Source organism: Domibacillus sp. 8LH (assembly GCF_038806185.1).
Classification (GTDB): Bacteria; Bacillota; Bacilli; order Bacillales; family Domibacillaceae; genus Domibacillus; species Domibacillus indicus_A.
In genome coordinates this window covers 1-14,499 of sequence record NZ_JAVJNG010000034.1, presented here as the reverse complement: position 1 = coordinate 14,499, position 14,499 = coordinate 1, and the positions used below count along the sequence as shown (strand labels likewise).

The window sequence follows — 14,499 nt, the reverse complement described above, 5'->3', positions numbered from 1 at the left end:
CCGCCACCTCCTATCGCAAACCAAATTGAGCTTCAGCGCTTGTGATTGCCTCATAGAAACGCTGTAATACGTCATCAATTTGCTCTTTTGAAATAATCAGCGGCGGCAGCCAGCGAATAACCGTGCCAAAACGCCCTCCAACCTCTAAAATTAAGCCTCGATTCAAGCATTCTTGTTGAATTTTTTTGGCAAGTTCAGAGTATGCTGGATAACTTCCTATTTGGTTTGGCTGTTCCGCTGGATTAATAATTTCAACACCAACCATAAGTCCTCTGCCTCTTACATCCCCAATGGAACATACTTGCTTTTGCATAGACTTTAATTGGGCCGTTAAGTAAGCCCCCATTTCCTGTGCGTGTTCCGGAAGCTGGTGATCTTTCACAAAGCGCAAAGTGGCACGGCCGGCCGCCATGGCCATTTGGTTTCCTCTAAATGTTCCAATATGCGTTCCTGGCTCCCATTGATCAAGACGGCGATCATACACAACAACAGATAGCGGAAGACTTCCCCCTATCGCTTTTGACAGTACAAGAACGTCCGGTTCAATGCCGGCATGCTCGAATGCAAACATTTTTCCTGTTCGTCCAATACCTGTTTGTACTTCATCGATGATCAGCGGAATACCACGTTCTTTTGTAATGCGGCGAAGCTCTTTTAACCACTCGACAGGAGCAGGAATCGATCCTCCCTCGCCCTGTACGACTTCTACAACGATACCGGCGGGCTTTACAATTCCACCTTCTGGATCATCTAATATATTCTCAATATATTGAGCGCCAATGCGGTGTCCATCTTTCCCTACACCGAAAGGGCATCGGTATTCATATGGATACGGAAGAAAATGCGTATCCGGTACGAGTGCGTGAATGTTCTTTTTAGGAGCCGTTGTCCCGGTGATGCTCAGTGTACCGTGTGTGGAACCGTGATAGCCTCCTTGAAAAGAAAGAATCGCTCTATTACCGGTTGCCGTTTTTACTAGCTTCAAAGCTGCCTCTACTGCATCAGCACCCGTTGGACCGCAAAAATGAATTTTTGCTTTTTCAGCAAATGAAGGCGGTAAAGAAGCGAATACCTCATCAATAAATGCTTCCTTTACTGGTGTCGTCAAATCAAGAGTATGCAGAGGCACATAAGACTGCATAAAATCTTTAATGGCTTCCCGAACGACGATGTGGTTGTGGCCTAGCGCCAGTGTTCCTGCTCCTGCTAAGCAATCGATATATTGTTTTCCGTCCATGTCTGTTAGATAAACGCCTTCTGCCCGTTTAATGGCAAGAGGTAATCTTCGCGGATAAGACCTTGCGTTTGATTCCCTTTTTTCCTGCATTGATAACAATGCTTCATTTCCTGAGTAAGTTCCAACAGATGCATCCATCATCCAACACTCCTTTATTTGTAATCATGATGACTGCGTTTAGATTAAGATTTTGCTGCTCAATCTGAACGGCTGCATGACATTTTTTCAATTGATAATGATTTTCATTATCGTCAACAGATTCCATAATAGTTGATAATGATTATCAAAGTCAATTAAAAAATAAAAAATATGAAAATCATCCCAGAAGAAGCAATTTAAAGTTACAAAGTTGAATAGTAGTTCTTATGCATCAGAAACAAAAACCAGCGTTTATGCAAAGATTGTATTTGTTTTGAAAAGTATATAATTCCGCTGCTTTCTTTTTTTACAGCAATTCCAAATTATATATGGATAATTTTTACTTAATTACAGGTTACTTGGCTTGCGAAATAAGTTGCCTTTTCTACTCATATACATCGTTTTTACTTTGAAAATGATAGACTGTCCTGCCATTCTTCATACTCTTTTGAGCTAGTCTGACACTATTTTCGAGTACTTTGCTTGTTTGATTTGAATACCTCTGTTAATACCTTTCCTTTCAGTCTTTATTTCTAAAGAGCAGGCCTGGCTCTTGATGGAAGTTATCAGGTGAGGACGTAAAACATAAAAAAGACCGCAATGCATTTCTTCAAGAAAGCTTTGCGGTCTTTTTATGGTTTTATTTGATTATTCGTAATCTCCTGTCAGCCTCTACTTTTACGAATGGGTGCACAATTCTACTGTTACTTCATCAACAATCTCAAACATAAATTCAACTGCTTCTTTCTAGAGCAAAACTCCTCGGACCATTGAGAACGAGATCAGAAAAACATCTGAGGACCTCATTTTTTCTGTCTAAATGATTGAATCAAATCTCATTATAAAAGTTTGGCTGACCGACGATCGTTAAAGTAAACCACTTCAGTAAGAAATTTACTCCCCTGCACTTTTTCAAAAATCGTTTTTGCTTCTTGTTCTGTTTCAAATTCAAACATTTTAACACTTTTATTGGAATGGACAGTAATAACCCACATAATGATGACCTCCGTTTCAAAATGATTTTACCTTTAATTTAAGAGATGATAAAAACGTTACACTTTATTCGTTATTTTGACAGTAGATGATTTATATCCAGCCTCTAAAGCGGGACGCCTCAGCCGGTTTTTGTATTCCAGCCATATAGGCGGCTAAACGCGTATTCACCTTATGTTTTTGTGATATCTCGTAGACTCTTTCAAAAGAATCGACGATGACTTTTCTCAATTTTTCGGTCACTTCTTTCTCTGACCAATAATAGCCCTGATTATTTTGAACCCATTCAAAGTAAGAAACCGTAACACCGCCTGCACTCGCCAGTATATCCGGCACAAGAAGAATTCCTCTTTCAGTGAGAATGTTAGTGGCTTCAAGAGTTGTTGGGCCGTTTGCCGCTTCTACTACAATGGAAGCTTTAATGTGGTGAGCATTTTTTGCGGTAATCTGGTTAGAGATCGCAGCAGGAACCAGAATATCACACTCTTTTTCCAGCAATTCCTGATTTGTTATGGTATTTGTAAATAAATTTGTTACAGTTCCGAAGCTGTCACGCCGATCAAGCAGATAGTTGATATCCAATCCTTGAGGGTCGTACAAAGCTCCCTGGGCATCAGAAATCCCCACTACTTTTGCTCCTGCGTCATGCATAAATTTCGCGAGAAAACTACCCGCATTTCCAAATCCTTGGATAATGATACGCGCCTCTTGCAAGTTAACTTTCTTTTTCTTCGCTGCTTCTTCAATACAAATGGTTACACCACGAGCTGTTGCCGTTTCGCGTCCTTGCGAGCCTCCTAATACAATTGGTTTTCCTGTAATGAACCCGGGAGAGTCAAATTCACGCAGGCGGCTATATTCATCCATCATCCACGCCATAATTTGGGAGTTTGTGTATACATCTGGAGCTGGAATATCCTTTGTAGGTCCAACAATCTGGCTAATAGATCGGACATATCCTCTGCTTAATCTTTCAAGTTCTCCGGCTGACATTTCTCTCGGATCGCAAATGATTCCTCCTTTTCCTCCCCCATATGGAAGATCGGCAATCCCACATTTTAAACTCATCCAGATAGATAAAGCTTTTACTTCTTCTTCATTTACATCTGGATGAAAACGAACACCTCCCTTAGTGGGGCCTACAGCGTCATTGTGTTGAGCTCGATAACCTGTAAACACTTTAATAGAAGAGTCGTCCATTCGAACTGGAATTCGCACCGTGAGAAATCTGGCTGGTTCTTTCAATAGTTGATACCATATCCTCGTGATACCCTAACTTCTGAACCGCTTCTTTGATAATAAGTTGTGTTGATTCCAATACATTAAGCGTTTCAACTTGTTTATCATTTAACATTTGACTCTGTTTATCTTGAATAGGAGCTGTTGCCTTCATTCTCTTCACCTCTTCCATTATAAGTGGGTTTACATTTCATTTTTTGGAAGCATATCTACTTGAATTTTATCCTGTCATGTTAACTCGTCAGTTCCTAACCACATTTTTAAACAGCTGGGAATAGGCTGGAGGGGAAGGCATATTTAAAAATAAAGCCAGCTCCTTGCTTCTTTGCTTTCTTTCTTGGCGCATCTTTGCTCTGTCGGGGGCCGTTTCATGTAATTTTATTTCTTTTTCCGTCTCGGGACTCACCTTGAGAAGCCTCCATTTTTAGCTGCTTTATTTAGTCCTTTATTTTGTAAATCGTAAAGAAAAATGGTTTTCGAAACGGTTTCCCGCATTCTTTATCCCCTAGCAGGTATCTTTTGTTTATTCTACGTTTTATAAAAGGCAGCTTAAAAAGCTGCCCCGCATTTCTTAAATGGTTTCACTCATCGTTTTTGCCTGCATGTGTAAAATAAGATAATCTGGGCCGCCTGCCTTGGAATCTGTTCCGGACATGTTAAACCCGCCAAACGGCTGGTAGCCCACAATTGCGCCTGTGCAGCCGCGGTTGAAATAAAGGTTTCCTACATGAAACTCTTCTTTTGCCCGTTGAATATGATCAGGGTTATGAGAGATTAATGCCCCAGTCAGTCCATAATCCGTGTTGTTCGCGATTTCCATCATGTGATCAAAATCCCGTGCTTTACAGAAAGCTAAAACAGGGCCAAAAATTTCTTCCTGCATAAGGCGTGCTTGTTCATCTACATCCGCAAAAATAGTCGGCTGGATAAAGTAGCCTCTTGAGTCATCCCCCTGGCCGCCTGCTGCCAGCCTGCCTTCTTCTTTTCCAATTTCAATGTATTTGGTGATCTTATTGAAAGAAGCCTGATCAATAACCGGTCCCATATAAGTATTCACGTCTTCTGGATTGCCGATTGATAACGTATTTGTTAAAGCTATTGCTTTTTCCAGCACTTCGTCATAGACATCCTGGTGTACGACCGCACGTGAACCCGCTGAACATTTTTGGCCTGAAAACCCAAATGCTGAGTAAACAATGGAGGATGCTGCCAAATCTAAATCAGCCTCTTTATCTACTACAACTGTATCTTTTCCACCCATTTCCGCAATTACACGCTTGAGCCAAATCTGGCCCGGCTGCACCTTTGCGGCACGTTCGTAGATGCGGCAGCCCACCTCACGTGAACCAGTGAAAGAAACAAAACGGGTTTTAGGGTGATCAACCAGGTAATCCCCTACTTCCGCACCGCTTCCTGGAATATAATTAAGTACGCCTTCAGGAAGACCCGCCTCTTGTAATAATTCCACGAATTTAGCGGCTATAACCGGTGTGTTATTGGCCGGTTTTAAAAGAATGGTGTTTCCTGCCACGATTGCAGCTGCTGCCGTTCCGGCCATAATGGCTAATGGGAAGTTAAATGGCGAAATGATGATCCCGACACCGAGTGGAATATAATTAAAAGTATTTGTTTCTCCTTTTCGGCTTTCTACGGGAGCTCCCTCTTTTAACTGCATCATCTGGCGTCCATAAAACACGAGAAAATCAATCGCTTCTGCTGTGTCTGCATCCGCTTCTTTCCATGGTTTTCCTGCTTCTTTTACTAGATAAGCAGAAAACTCATGCTTTCGCTCACGGAGAATCTCTGCTGCACGAAACAAAATATTCGCACGCACTTCAGGGTCTTCTTTTTTCCAGGTCTCGAAGGCAGACAGCGCAGCCTGCATCGCTTTTCGAGCCAATTCTTTGTTTGCTTTAGAAACCCGCCCAATGACTTCCTCTTTATTCGCCGGGTTAATCGAAATAATTTGTTCCTCTGTTGTAATCGACTCGCCTCCGATCATCAGCGGATAGCTTTTACCCATCTCTGGCTGAACAGCCTTTAATGCTGCTTTAAATGCATTCGCATTTTCTTCAATCGTAAAATCAGTGAATGGCTCATGTGTATATTTTTCTGTTAATGTCATATTCATAGTCATGTCGGTTTCTCCTTTGATCGATCATAGTTTAATGATTCATTAAACGAAGCAATCCTGAACGAAAACAGCTGTACCATTTAAGTCAAACGGCCCTGCTATTGGTTGCAGGTACATTAAGCATTTTCCAACAATGGCTGTTGATTTAAAGTAAAGCCTTGCTGATATGGATCGGTTTCCTCTAAAGCAAACCGATGCAATCCTGTAACCCAGGCTGAGCCAGTAATCTCAGGAATAATGGCATCAAAACCTGCTACGGTCGTTTTTTCTACTACTTTACCTATGAAGCAGGAATCGATAATACTTTCTTGAATAATACTTTCACCAACTTGAAGATCCAGGGTTGCTAATTTCGCCGAAGTACCTGTGCCGCATGGAGAACGGTCAATTTGTCCATTCCCAAACACAACGACATTCCGATACTGATTCCCACCCTTTTTTAAGCTGAATTCCACGAGATCTACCGTACAAATATCAGGGTTCTGAGGATGTTCAAAATGAAATTGCTCATTAAGTATTTGTTTAATTTTCATACCAAGATTAGATAGGAGAAGCGTTTCGCTTGTTGTTAGTTTCAAATCAAATTGCGATGCGTCTACAATTGCAAATATGCTGCCGCCAAAAGCAATATCTAATTGAACCGTTCCATATCCTTCAATCAAAATACTTACATTTTTCTCAAGAACAAAAGACGGCACATTCCGAAATGAGACTTGATTGACTTTTTGATCTTTATATTTAACTGTACATTCTATCTTGCCGGACGGCGTATCAAGAAAAAACATTTCCTTCCGAGGCAGCAGCCCAAACTGTATACCAGCTGTAATAGTGCCGATGGTGCCATGACCACACATATTAAGATAACCGCCATTGTCCATAAAGATTAAGCCCGCATCGCAATCTTCATCCGAAGGTTCACATAGGATCGCTCCAAACATATCCTGATGGCCACGCGGTTCGTTCATGAGTAATTCTCTTAGCCAGGGCATTTCTTTTTTTAAACTATTTTTTTTGTCCAGCATTGTATCCCCTGTGATTTTTGGAACACCACTTACAATAATTCTTGTTGGCTGACCCATTGTGTGAGTATCGATAGTTTCAATAAATTTGGAAAAATTAATCATAACCAGCTCTCCTCTTTTTACACATTAATATGCGTTCTACTATACATACTGCAATTTGTGTGCCAAAAATTTTTTCTTCATCCCAGTGTTCGAAAAAACAAAATCAAATATATATTTTTCTTTTTTCTATAACAAGAAAGTGTGTTGATGCAGACGCATAGAGCCGGTTTGAAGCGATCTTGGCACAGCCAGCTTGAAATTTAGTTACACATAAAAAGGAATCAAGAAAACCCTCAAATCTTTCAACCAAGTATTGAATAGTTTGTATTTTTCGAATATTATTAAAATCATGTACATATTGTTTACACATTGTAAACCTGTAAACTTACACAAAAGTGTTGTAAAAGGAGGCACATTTAAATGGGCGACTTCATCAGAGAGAATATCCTTTTTTATTTAGAAGCTATTTTAAAAATCAGTAAGGATGCAGTAACAGCTGTTGATAAAACGGGGAAGGTTGTTTATTGGAATGAAGCAGCAGAAAATACATATCAAATTAAAGCGGATGACATAGTAGGGAAAAATATAGAACATTATTTTCAAAGAAACGACATTAAGTTATATGAAATTTTAAAAGATAAACAGCCCGTATTCGACGTTTATCATCAACCCTGGCCTGACAAGCATATTTTAATCAGTTCTTCTCCTGTTTTTGACCGGGACGGCAGCCTGATTGGCGCTATATCGGTAGATCGTGATATTACCGCTACCGTAAAACTAAACGATGAGCTTTCCGTTACACATTCAAAGCTGCAGGATTTAAAACAGCAAGTCATTAATCAAGCTAAAAACTTACCATTCTCCAGCATAAAAGGCAGCAGCAAAAGTATTAATCAAATAAAGGCATCGGCTGCTAAAGTAGCAAAGACGGATGCAACAGTGCTGATTTTAGGAGAAAGCGGCGTGGGAAAAGAACTGTTTGCGCAAGCGATTCATGAGTCAAGTTCTAGAAAAACAAAGCCCTTCGTTCCTATTAACTGTGGTGCGATCCCCTCTCCTTTGTTTGAAAGCGAATTCTTCGGTTATGATAAAGGATCGTTTACGGGAGCCGAAAAAGGCGGAAAAGCAGGGAAATTGGAAGAAGCAAATGGTGGTACACTCTTCCTGGACGAATTAGGTACAATGCCTTTGGATATACAGGTTAAATTCCTAAGAACTCTTCAGGAAGGAGAAGTCTATCGAGTAGGCGGAACAAAACCCATTAAAGTAGACATAAGGGTAATAGCAGCTACCAACAGCATGCTGGAGAAAATGGTGGAACAAGGGGAGTTCAGAGAAGACTTATATTATCGTTTAAATGTAGTCCCTCTTCATATCCCCTCGCTTCGTGAGAGATTAGAAGACATCCCGGAGCTGGTGAATATATTTATAGAAGAATTTTCAATCAAATATCAAAAAGAAATCAAAGTCCTCTCCCAGGACGTGATGGAGTTATTTTCCCTGCATCACTGGCCTGGTAATGTTAGAGAATTAAGAAATTTTGTTGAAAGACTTGTGGTCATGACGGATGACTCTGTCCTACAAGCCAGTGAGATATTGAGTATGCTGCCAGCAAAGGAAAAATTAACGATTGAAAATACCACAACTACATTTCAAGATGAGATCAGTTTACTAGAAAAAGAACGAATCAAAAAAGTGTTAGAAAAAACATACGGAAACAAAACATTGGCCGCAAAGGAACTCGGCTTTTCGAGGGTTACCCTTTATAAAAAGATCACAAAACATGGACTTTAATAAGCATAAGATTTTTTAATCACCCTTCAACCTCTCTAGACTTGTTTCTTTATGGATTATGTTGAGGGAGGGTTATCATGAACTTGAAAAAACTTCGGCAATAGAGCACAAAAAATTCTAAATCTTTAAAATTTAGTAAGATTTAGAATTTTTTGTTTACTATTAGAGAAAAAATAAAATAACGGTTAAGAAATCTTATCAATTTCCTGCCCAGCTATATCAATGATTACCTTTGATTCGTTTTTCGTTTTCGCAATGATTAAACCGACCAAGAACCCCGCTAATCCTGTGGCAATCCATCCAACACCATACTCAAATAGTGGAATGAACCCAAACACCCTATTGATTTCATTCGTCAAGATATGAGCTTCTTTTAAAGCATCAAGGAGGGCAACCACTCCTACTCCTGCTACTGTACTCACATACACAGACTGATAACCTTTAAACAAGTTATTAGTAAATATTAAAGCAATCAAAGCAATGGCCAAAGGGTAAAGCAGCAGCAATATTGGAGAAGCCAGTGTTAAAACCGTGTTCAATCCAAAATTCGTAATAATCAATCCTATGATCGAGAAAGCTATAATCCACTTTTTATAACTAAAAGACGGCATAATTCGTTCAAAGTATTCGGAAACTGCTGCCAGACATGCCACATTCGTTGTAATCCCTGTGAGGAAAATAATGGTTCCAATGATATAAATTCCATACTTTCCAAACAGTGCGATAGCACTCCCGGCTAAAACTGCGCCGCCATTTTCTTTTAAACCGATTGCCTCTACACTGGAAGCCCCTATCCAGGCCATGGAAACCTGCAAAGCAACTAACCCGATAATCGTGATAATCCCCGCTTTAATAAAGAGCCTTGAAACTTCTTTTTCAGATTTTATTCCCAATGAACTAATTGACTTAATGAAAATACCGCCAAATATAAAAGCAGCGAGTACGTCCATTGTATAATAGCCTTGTGTAAACCCTTTCAAGAATACGCCATTTACGTATTCCTCTCCAGGAGCCCCTATTTTGCCCATCGGTGTGATAAATGATTTTATAATCAATACAGCCAGCAATATTGAAAAAATGGGTGTAATGATTTTCCCCAGGTTGTCTACAAACTTTGTTGTATCCCAGGAGAGGAAGACCGTCAAGAGAATAAATAATACTGAAAAAACAAGCAGATACAGCCTTTCATTAGCATCACTTTGAATTAATGGATTTAAAGAAATTTCATAAACAACAGACGTTGTTCTAGGAATAACATAAATAGGCCCCAGCGTTAGAAAAAGTAATACCGAAAAAATGGTGGCAAAGCGCGGATGAACTCTTCCTGCAAGCTTTTCTACAGTGCCGCCTCCACGAGTTAGAGCCACAATAGCCAATAAAACCAGACCAACACCTGTGATCAAAAAACCGCCCATGGCTAGCCAGGTGTTTGTTCCTGCCTGCTGGCCTAACATTGGAGCAAATATAACGTTCCCCGCTCCCAAAAACATGGCAAAGAGCATTAAACCAATAGACAACACTTGCGAAAAGGGTACCTTTTTATCCATTGTTATTCCTCCTTGTCATTATGAATGCAGCGGGAACGGCTGAAAGAGCCATTCCCAAATTCCCTAGGGGATAATCGCTACAATCTTCTTTATACTTTTGTTGTTTTCTTCTTGCTTATTCTTCCTAATAGAAAGGCACCCGCGCCGACCCCGATTAAAGTATTCGTTTTTTTGTTGAATGTTTGTTTGGCTACTAAGTTAAGGTTTTGAGGGCGCTCTGCCAAACGACGCATAAAGTATCCATACCAGTCCACTCCAAACGGAACGTAAGTACAAAAATTATATCCTTCCTTGGCCAAATTCAACTGCATATCTTTTCTGAATCCGTAAAGCATTTGAAATTCATATTTCTCTGCTGGTATATTATTTTTTTGGGCGAATTTTTTTACATGATTGATAATGTTATGGTCATGTGTGGCAATCGATGTAAATTTACCATGCAGAAGATGGTATTCGATTAAATCGATAAAATTTTGGTCGATGTCTTTTTTGTCTTGATAAGCGACATTTTCAGATTCCTTATAAGCTCCTTTTACGATTCTCAAACGGTAATCTTTATACTTTCTAATCATATCTTTTGCGTCATAAAAGTAAGCTTGAATTACCGTTCCAATATTATTGTAGTCTTTGGAGAGTTCGTCAATTAAATCAAATGACGACTGAAGATGACCGTGGTCTTCCATGTCAAAATTGATAAATATATTATATTTGTAAGCTTTATCTACGATTTCTGCTAGATTCTCAAGACAGAAACGATAGTCAATATCCTGGCCCAGTTGAGTAGGCTTTAACGAAATATGGGCATCTAACTGGTGCTGATAAATCGCTTCAACAACGGCAAGAATCTGGTTTTTCGCCTGAATGGCTTCTTTTTTTTCAAATACAAACTCACCAAGGTTATCGATGGTTGCAGAAATTCCGTTTGCGTTTAGCTCCTTAACGCTTTTTACCATTTCTTCAATATTCGTACCTGCCACGACGGACTGAGCACCCAGTTTCAGCCCCCACCGCTTAGCACCACTATTCAGCATTTTGTTTTGAGAAAGCATAATAAAGAAATCCTTTGTTACTGTCAAAGTAATGACCTCCAGTCGTTTTAAACCGGGCTTTGTACAAACTCAGTCAGAGTCCGCGCCAGCCCATGAATTTTACTTACTCATCTTTTGAAGACAAACACAAAAGGCTTCTGTTTCTACCACTTTTTATAAGTACCTGATTTTATATACTTTTTTACATTCACCACAAACGATCGCCTCCTTTGAGCTTTTATAACCTATTAATCTGCAATTATGATGCCAACTTCTAAAAATCGATATCTCGGCATTTTTTCTTGGGAAATACACCACTTACAAGTGCTAGTTGTTTATTTCCTGAACACTTTTGTAAACTTAGATTTACAATTTATTTACACGTAATTTAATGTAGGTTAGAACTTCTCTTATCCGCTATGATCAGACTTTAAAATTGTTCACAGTGGCGTATGCATCCCATAACCTGAGTAAGTGAATGTGGATTTCGAATGTGATATTCTTCCAACATTTTTGAGCGGCACTTCAGCCCATCAGCCTTTCCTTTTACTTCTGCTGGATAACGGACTCTTGTGCCCATAGAAAAAACACCTTTAAGTTGTTTTTGTCTCACTCTATTGGACCAGAAATCCCTTTTATCCTTACTTTGCGGTGATTGAATTTTACTTTTTATAAGGATCCAGTGTTTTAATTCTCATTCATCATGTTGTCTTTATGTTTTTGCTCCTTTCTCTCTATATATGCAAAAGGATGGCACGCGCCAACAGAGCTTATTTAACCGAAAAAGACAAGCCTCGTTGGCTTGTCTCTTAAGATTTCTTCATTTTAACTTTTAGGAAAAGTGGCTATTCGTTTGAACAAAGAACTGGGATTGTTCATAGTGATAAGTGACTTTTGAAAAGTCAAACGGCTGTCCATTTGTTAAATGAAAAATGGTTTCGACATAAAAGGCAGGTGCTTCACTTTCCAGGCATAAATGCTTTGCCTCTTCATGCTTTAGCTTTCCTGCATGAAGATACACATCCGAAAAGCCGATCTTTACCCCTAACCCTTTCTGGATATAATCAAAAATCGATTCAGAAACGATTTCTTTGTTTAAATAGGTGACAACGGATTTATTATAATAGGATTCTTCAAGGCACAAGGTTTGCCCGTTCATATACCGAACCCTTTTTACATAATAGATATCGTTATCAAGTCCAATATTTAAATTATGGGCTGCTTCTTTTGTCGGCTTCATCACTTCTAGTTCGATTACCTTTGAAGTTAGATGAACACCTTCAAAATCCTTTTTAAACCCTTGATTAGAAAGAAGGCCCCTGTATCCTTTTCTTTTCTGCCTTCTAACGAAAATGCCGCTGCCCCTCACTTGAAATATAACGCCTTTTTTCTCCAATAAAGCTAACGCTTTTGTAATCGTACTTTTACTTACGTTAAAATAAGCCATTAAAGCTTCTAATACAGGTAGTTTATCGCCTTGTTGAAGGGCATTTTCTTTAATATGCTTATCAATTTCCGCTGCGATTTGCTGATACTTGATCATATAAAATCCCTTAAACCCCTAAATGTACAGAAAGACGTGATTTATATTTCAATTTGTTTGATCACTCTTGCTGGATTTCCTCCAACGACAACATTATCTGGTATATCTTTAGTCACTACTGCACCTGATGCGATTACAACATTGTCTCCTACCGTTACGCCTGGATTTATGACTGCACTTCCCCCAATCCACACATTATGTCCAAACGTAATCGGCCTTGCATATTCTTTACCTGAATTACGTTCAGCTGGATGAAGTGGATGTGTTGCTGCATAGATTTGTACACCAGGCGCAAGCATACAATTGTCCCCGAATCGCACTTCACAAACATCTAAAATGGTGCAGTCAAAGTTTGCAAAAAAGTTTTCTCCTACATGTGTGTTATAGCCATAATCAAACCTGATATTTGGTTCCATATATACGTTTTCACCCGTTGAACCCAATAACTCCTTCAGTAACTTAGTCCGTTTTTCTCCTTCAGTTTCTAAAGTTTGATTATATATTCTAACCTTGCGCCTTGCTTCCTTACGTTCCTTTGATAATACCGGGTCAGCCGGGTTGTACATTTCCCCCGCTAACATTTTCTCTTTTTCAGTTTTCATATTAAATAACTCCTCATGTTTTTACTTTCATTCTCTTCATCGATTTTAGAGCAGCTAATCATTCATCCACCTGAACTTATTAAATATGTTTAATAAGTAGCTATAAACATATATTTGAAAACTTATTAAATACCTTTAATAAGTTTAGTGCCAATATAACATATCACATTTTTAAAAACAATAAAAATTGAATGATGAAGCAAATCAACAGTTTCGATCAACTATTGGTCAACCTTCGAAATAAAATGAACATTTACACTCTTATGGTACTGTCTCGCAAATTCCCGCTTCAGAATGATTTACTTTCTTTTTTAGAACTTTTTTAACCTGTCAGTGAGGTATTTGACACTCGAAGTGAATGTCGCTATGCGAATCTTAATAAAACAAAAGTATACTATTCAAAGGTATACTTTTGTTTAAGTACACTTCTGATTAGGTATACTCCTGCTGGCTAAGTTTTTTATTTATCTCCCTAGACTAACTCGCTCATAAAGTAAAAATATTTTTGCTGCCGTTCAATCAAATGACTTTCTACATAATTGGCTACTAGCTAACTATTCTGAGGATAGAATTACTTATTAAATATTATCTTATACTCGCCCACTTAGATTTTTAAATTAACTGTATTCAGCATTGCGTAAAATAACTTTAAGTGATGCTTACAGACATCGATATGTTGATATACCGCTTAAGAGATATTCACTATGAGAAGAAACGAATTTCCTGAATAATTTTCTGTAATCTTACAATTTCTTTATCTAATTGTTGGCTGGCTTTTATAACATCTGGATGAGCTGCTCCTTTATAATTCGCTAATTCGTACATATTTTGCCGATGTTCCTTTATATTCTTCCTTAAATCTATAACATTCTTTAAAATCATGAATCCCGACTCCTATCCATTATTTGATTTAGCTAATTTGTTACATTGAATGCAGTATGGATTTCCTTTGCTAGATCCAATCAAATTCTTTTGTTGAAATCGCTTTCAAATTATTCTTATTTAAACCCCTTCTTTTAGGAGTTAATAAAGAATAACTTGCTTGAACTTCTCTCGCTTAACAAGGTTTTTGCTTTTTGTAATCCCTTTCAAATTTTTTAAGATGGAGTTAGTATAGTTTCATGGACACAGTTTAATTAAGTCCTTACAATTATTTTGAGAGGATGTGTCCGAATTGGAA

General features: G+C 38.7%; 10 protein-coding genes and 1 pseudogene. 1 reads left to right on the top strand and 10 read right to left on the bottom strand.

Annotated elements, in window-relative coordinates:
• Nucleotides 1–10 precede the first annotated feature (10 nt).
• From RG959_RS21825 to RG959_RS21805, 5 genes and pseudogenes are all read right to left on the bottom strand, one after another.
• Nucleotides 11–1,375: an aspartate aminotransferase family protein gene (locus RG959_RS21825; RefSeq protein WP_342798941.1), complete on the bottom strand. Its 1,365-nt coding sequence runs from the start codon at nt 1,373–1,375 to the stop codon at nt 11–13.
• Between the two features lie 839 nt (nt 1,376–2,214).
• On the bottom strand, nt 2,215–2,370 hold the full coding sequence (locus tag RG959_RS21820; RefSeq protein WP_342798923.1) for a hypothetical protein: 156 nt from the start codon (nt 2,368–2,370) through the stop codon (nt 2,215–2,217).
• A gap of 91 nt (nt 2,371–2,461) precedes the next feature.
• Nucleotides 2,462–3,722: pseudogene (locus tag RG959_RS21815) on the bottom strand (Glu/Leu/Phe/Val family dehydrogenase).
• Between the two features lie 456 nt (nt 3,723–4,178).
• Complete coding sequence (gene pruA, locus RG959_RS21810) at nt 4,179–5,732, bottom strand: L-glutamate gamma-semialdehyde dehydrogenase (RefSeq protein WP_342798940.1); 1,554 nt, start codon at nt 5,730–5,732, stop codon at nt 4,179–4,181.
• 125 nt (nt 5,733–5,857) lie between these two features.
• A complete protein-coding gene (locus tag RG959_RS21805; RefSeq protein ID WP_342798922.1) occupies nt 5,858–6,865 on the bottom strand; it encodes a proline racemase family protein in 1,008 nt (335 codons plus the stop codon).
• A gap of 360 nt (nt 6,866–7,225) precedes the next feature.
• On the opposite strand from RG959_RS21805, the gene RG959_RS21800 reads away from it, so the two are divergent.
• Nucleotides 7,226–8,599, top strand: coding sequence for a sigma-54 interaction domain-containing protein (locus tag RG959_RS21800; RefSeq protein ID WP_342798921.1), 1,374 nt, complete (start codon nt 7,226–7,228; stop codon nt 8,597–8,599).
• A 185-nt stretch (nt 8,600–8,784) separates the two neighbouring features.
• Here the strand turns inward: RG959_RS21800 and brnQ are convergent, their stop codons facing one another.
• From brnQ to RG959_RS21775, 5 genes are all read right to left on the bottom strand, one after another.
• The gene (gene brnQ, locus RG959_RS21795) at nt 8,785–10,146 is read right to left on the bottom strand and encodes a branched-chain amino acid transport system II carrier protein (RefSeq protein WP_342798920.1); all 1,362 of its coding nucleotides are present in this window, start codon (nt 10,144–10,146) and stop codon (nt 8,785–8,787) included.
• Nucleotides 10,147–10,235: 89 nt separating this feature from the next.
• Complete coding sequence (locus RG959_RS21790) at nt 10,236–11,195, bottom strand: proline dehydrogenase family protein (RefSeq protein WP_342798939.1); 960 nt, start codon at nt 11,193–11,195, stop codon at nt 10,236–10,238.
• A gap of 811 nt (nt 11,196–12,006) precedes the next feature.
• Nucleotides 12,007–12,717, bottom strand: coding sequence for a GntR family transcriptional regulator (locus tag RG959_RS21785; protein ID WP_342798919.1), 711 nt, complete (start codon nt 12,715–12,717; stop codon nt 12,007–12,009).
• A 41-nt stretch (nt 12,718–12,758) separates the two neighbouring features.
• The gene (locus RG959_RS21780; protein ID WP_342798918.1) at nt 12,759–13,319 is read right to left on the bottom strand and encodes a sugar O-acetyltransferase; all 561 of its coding nucleotides are present in this window, start codon (nt 13,317–13,319) and stop codon (nt 12,759–12,761) included.
• A 702-nt stretch (nt 13,320–14,021) separates the two neighbouring features.
• Complete coding sequence (locus RG959_RS21775; RefSeq protein WP_342798917.1) at nt 14,022–14,201, bottom strand: Spo0E family sporulation regulatory protein-aspartic acid phosphatase; 180 nt, start codon at nt 14,199–14,201, stop codon at nt 14,022–14,024.
• Nucleotides 14,202–14,499: the final 298 nt, after the last annotated feature.

Excerpts from the sequence above, each read along its gene's own strand:
- RG959_RS21825 (WP_342798941.1), bottom strand. The coding sequence starts at position 1,375 with ATGGATGCATCTGTTGGAACTTACTCAGGAAATGAAGCATTGTTATCA.
- RG959_RS21820 (WP_342798923.1), bottom strand. The coding sequence starts at position 2,370 with ATGTGGGTTATTACTGTCCATTCCAATAAAAGTGTTAAAATGTTTGAA.
- RG959_RS21790 (WP_342798939.1), bottom strand. The coding sequence starts at position 11,195 with ATGCTTTCTCAAAACAAAATGCTGAATAGTGGTGCTAAGCGGTGGGGG.
- RG959_RS21805 (WP_342798922.1), bottom strand. The coding sequence starts at position 6,865 with ATGATTAATTTTTCCAAATTTATTGAAACTATCGATACTCACACAATG.
- brnQ (WP_342798920.1), bottom strand. The coding sequence starts at position 10,146 with ATGGATAAAAAGGTACCCTTTTCGCAAGTGTTGTCTATTGGTTTAATG.
- RG959_RS21780 (WP_342798918.1), bottom strand. The coding sequence starts at position 13,319 with ATGAAAACTGAAAAAGAGAAAATGTTAGCGGGGGAAATGTACAACCCG.
- RG959_RS21785 (WP_342798919.1), bottom strand. The coding sequence starts at position 12,717 with ATGATCAAGTATCAGCAAATCGCAGCGGAAATTGATAAGCATATTAAA.
- pruA (WP_342798940.1), bottom strand. The coding sequence starts at position 5,732 with ATGACATTAACAGAAAAATATACACATGAGCCATTCACTGATTTTACG.
- RG959_RS21800 (WP_342798921.1), top strand. The coding sequence starts at position 7,226 with ATGGGCGACTTCATCAGAGAGAATATCCTTTTTTATTTAGAAGCTATT.
- RG959_RS21775 (WP_342798917.1), bottom strand. The coding sequence starts at position 14,201 with ATGATTTTAAAGAATGTTATAGATTTAAGGAAGAATATAAAGGAACAT.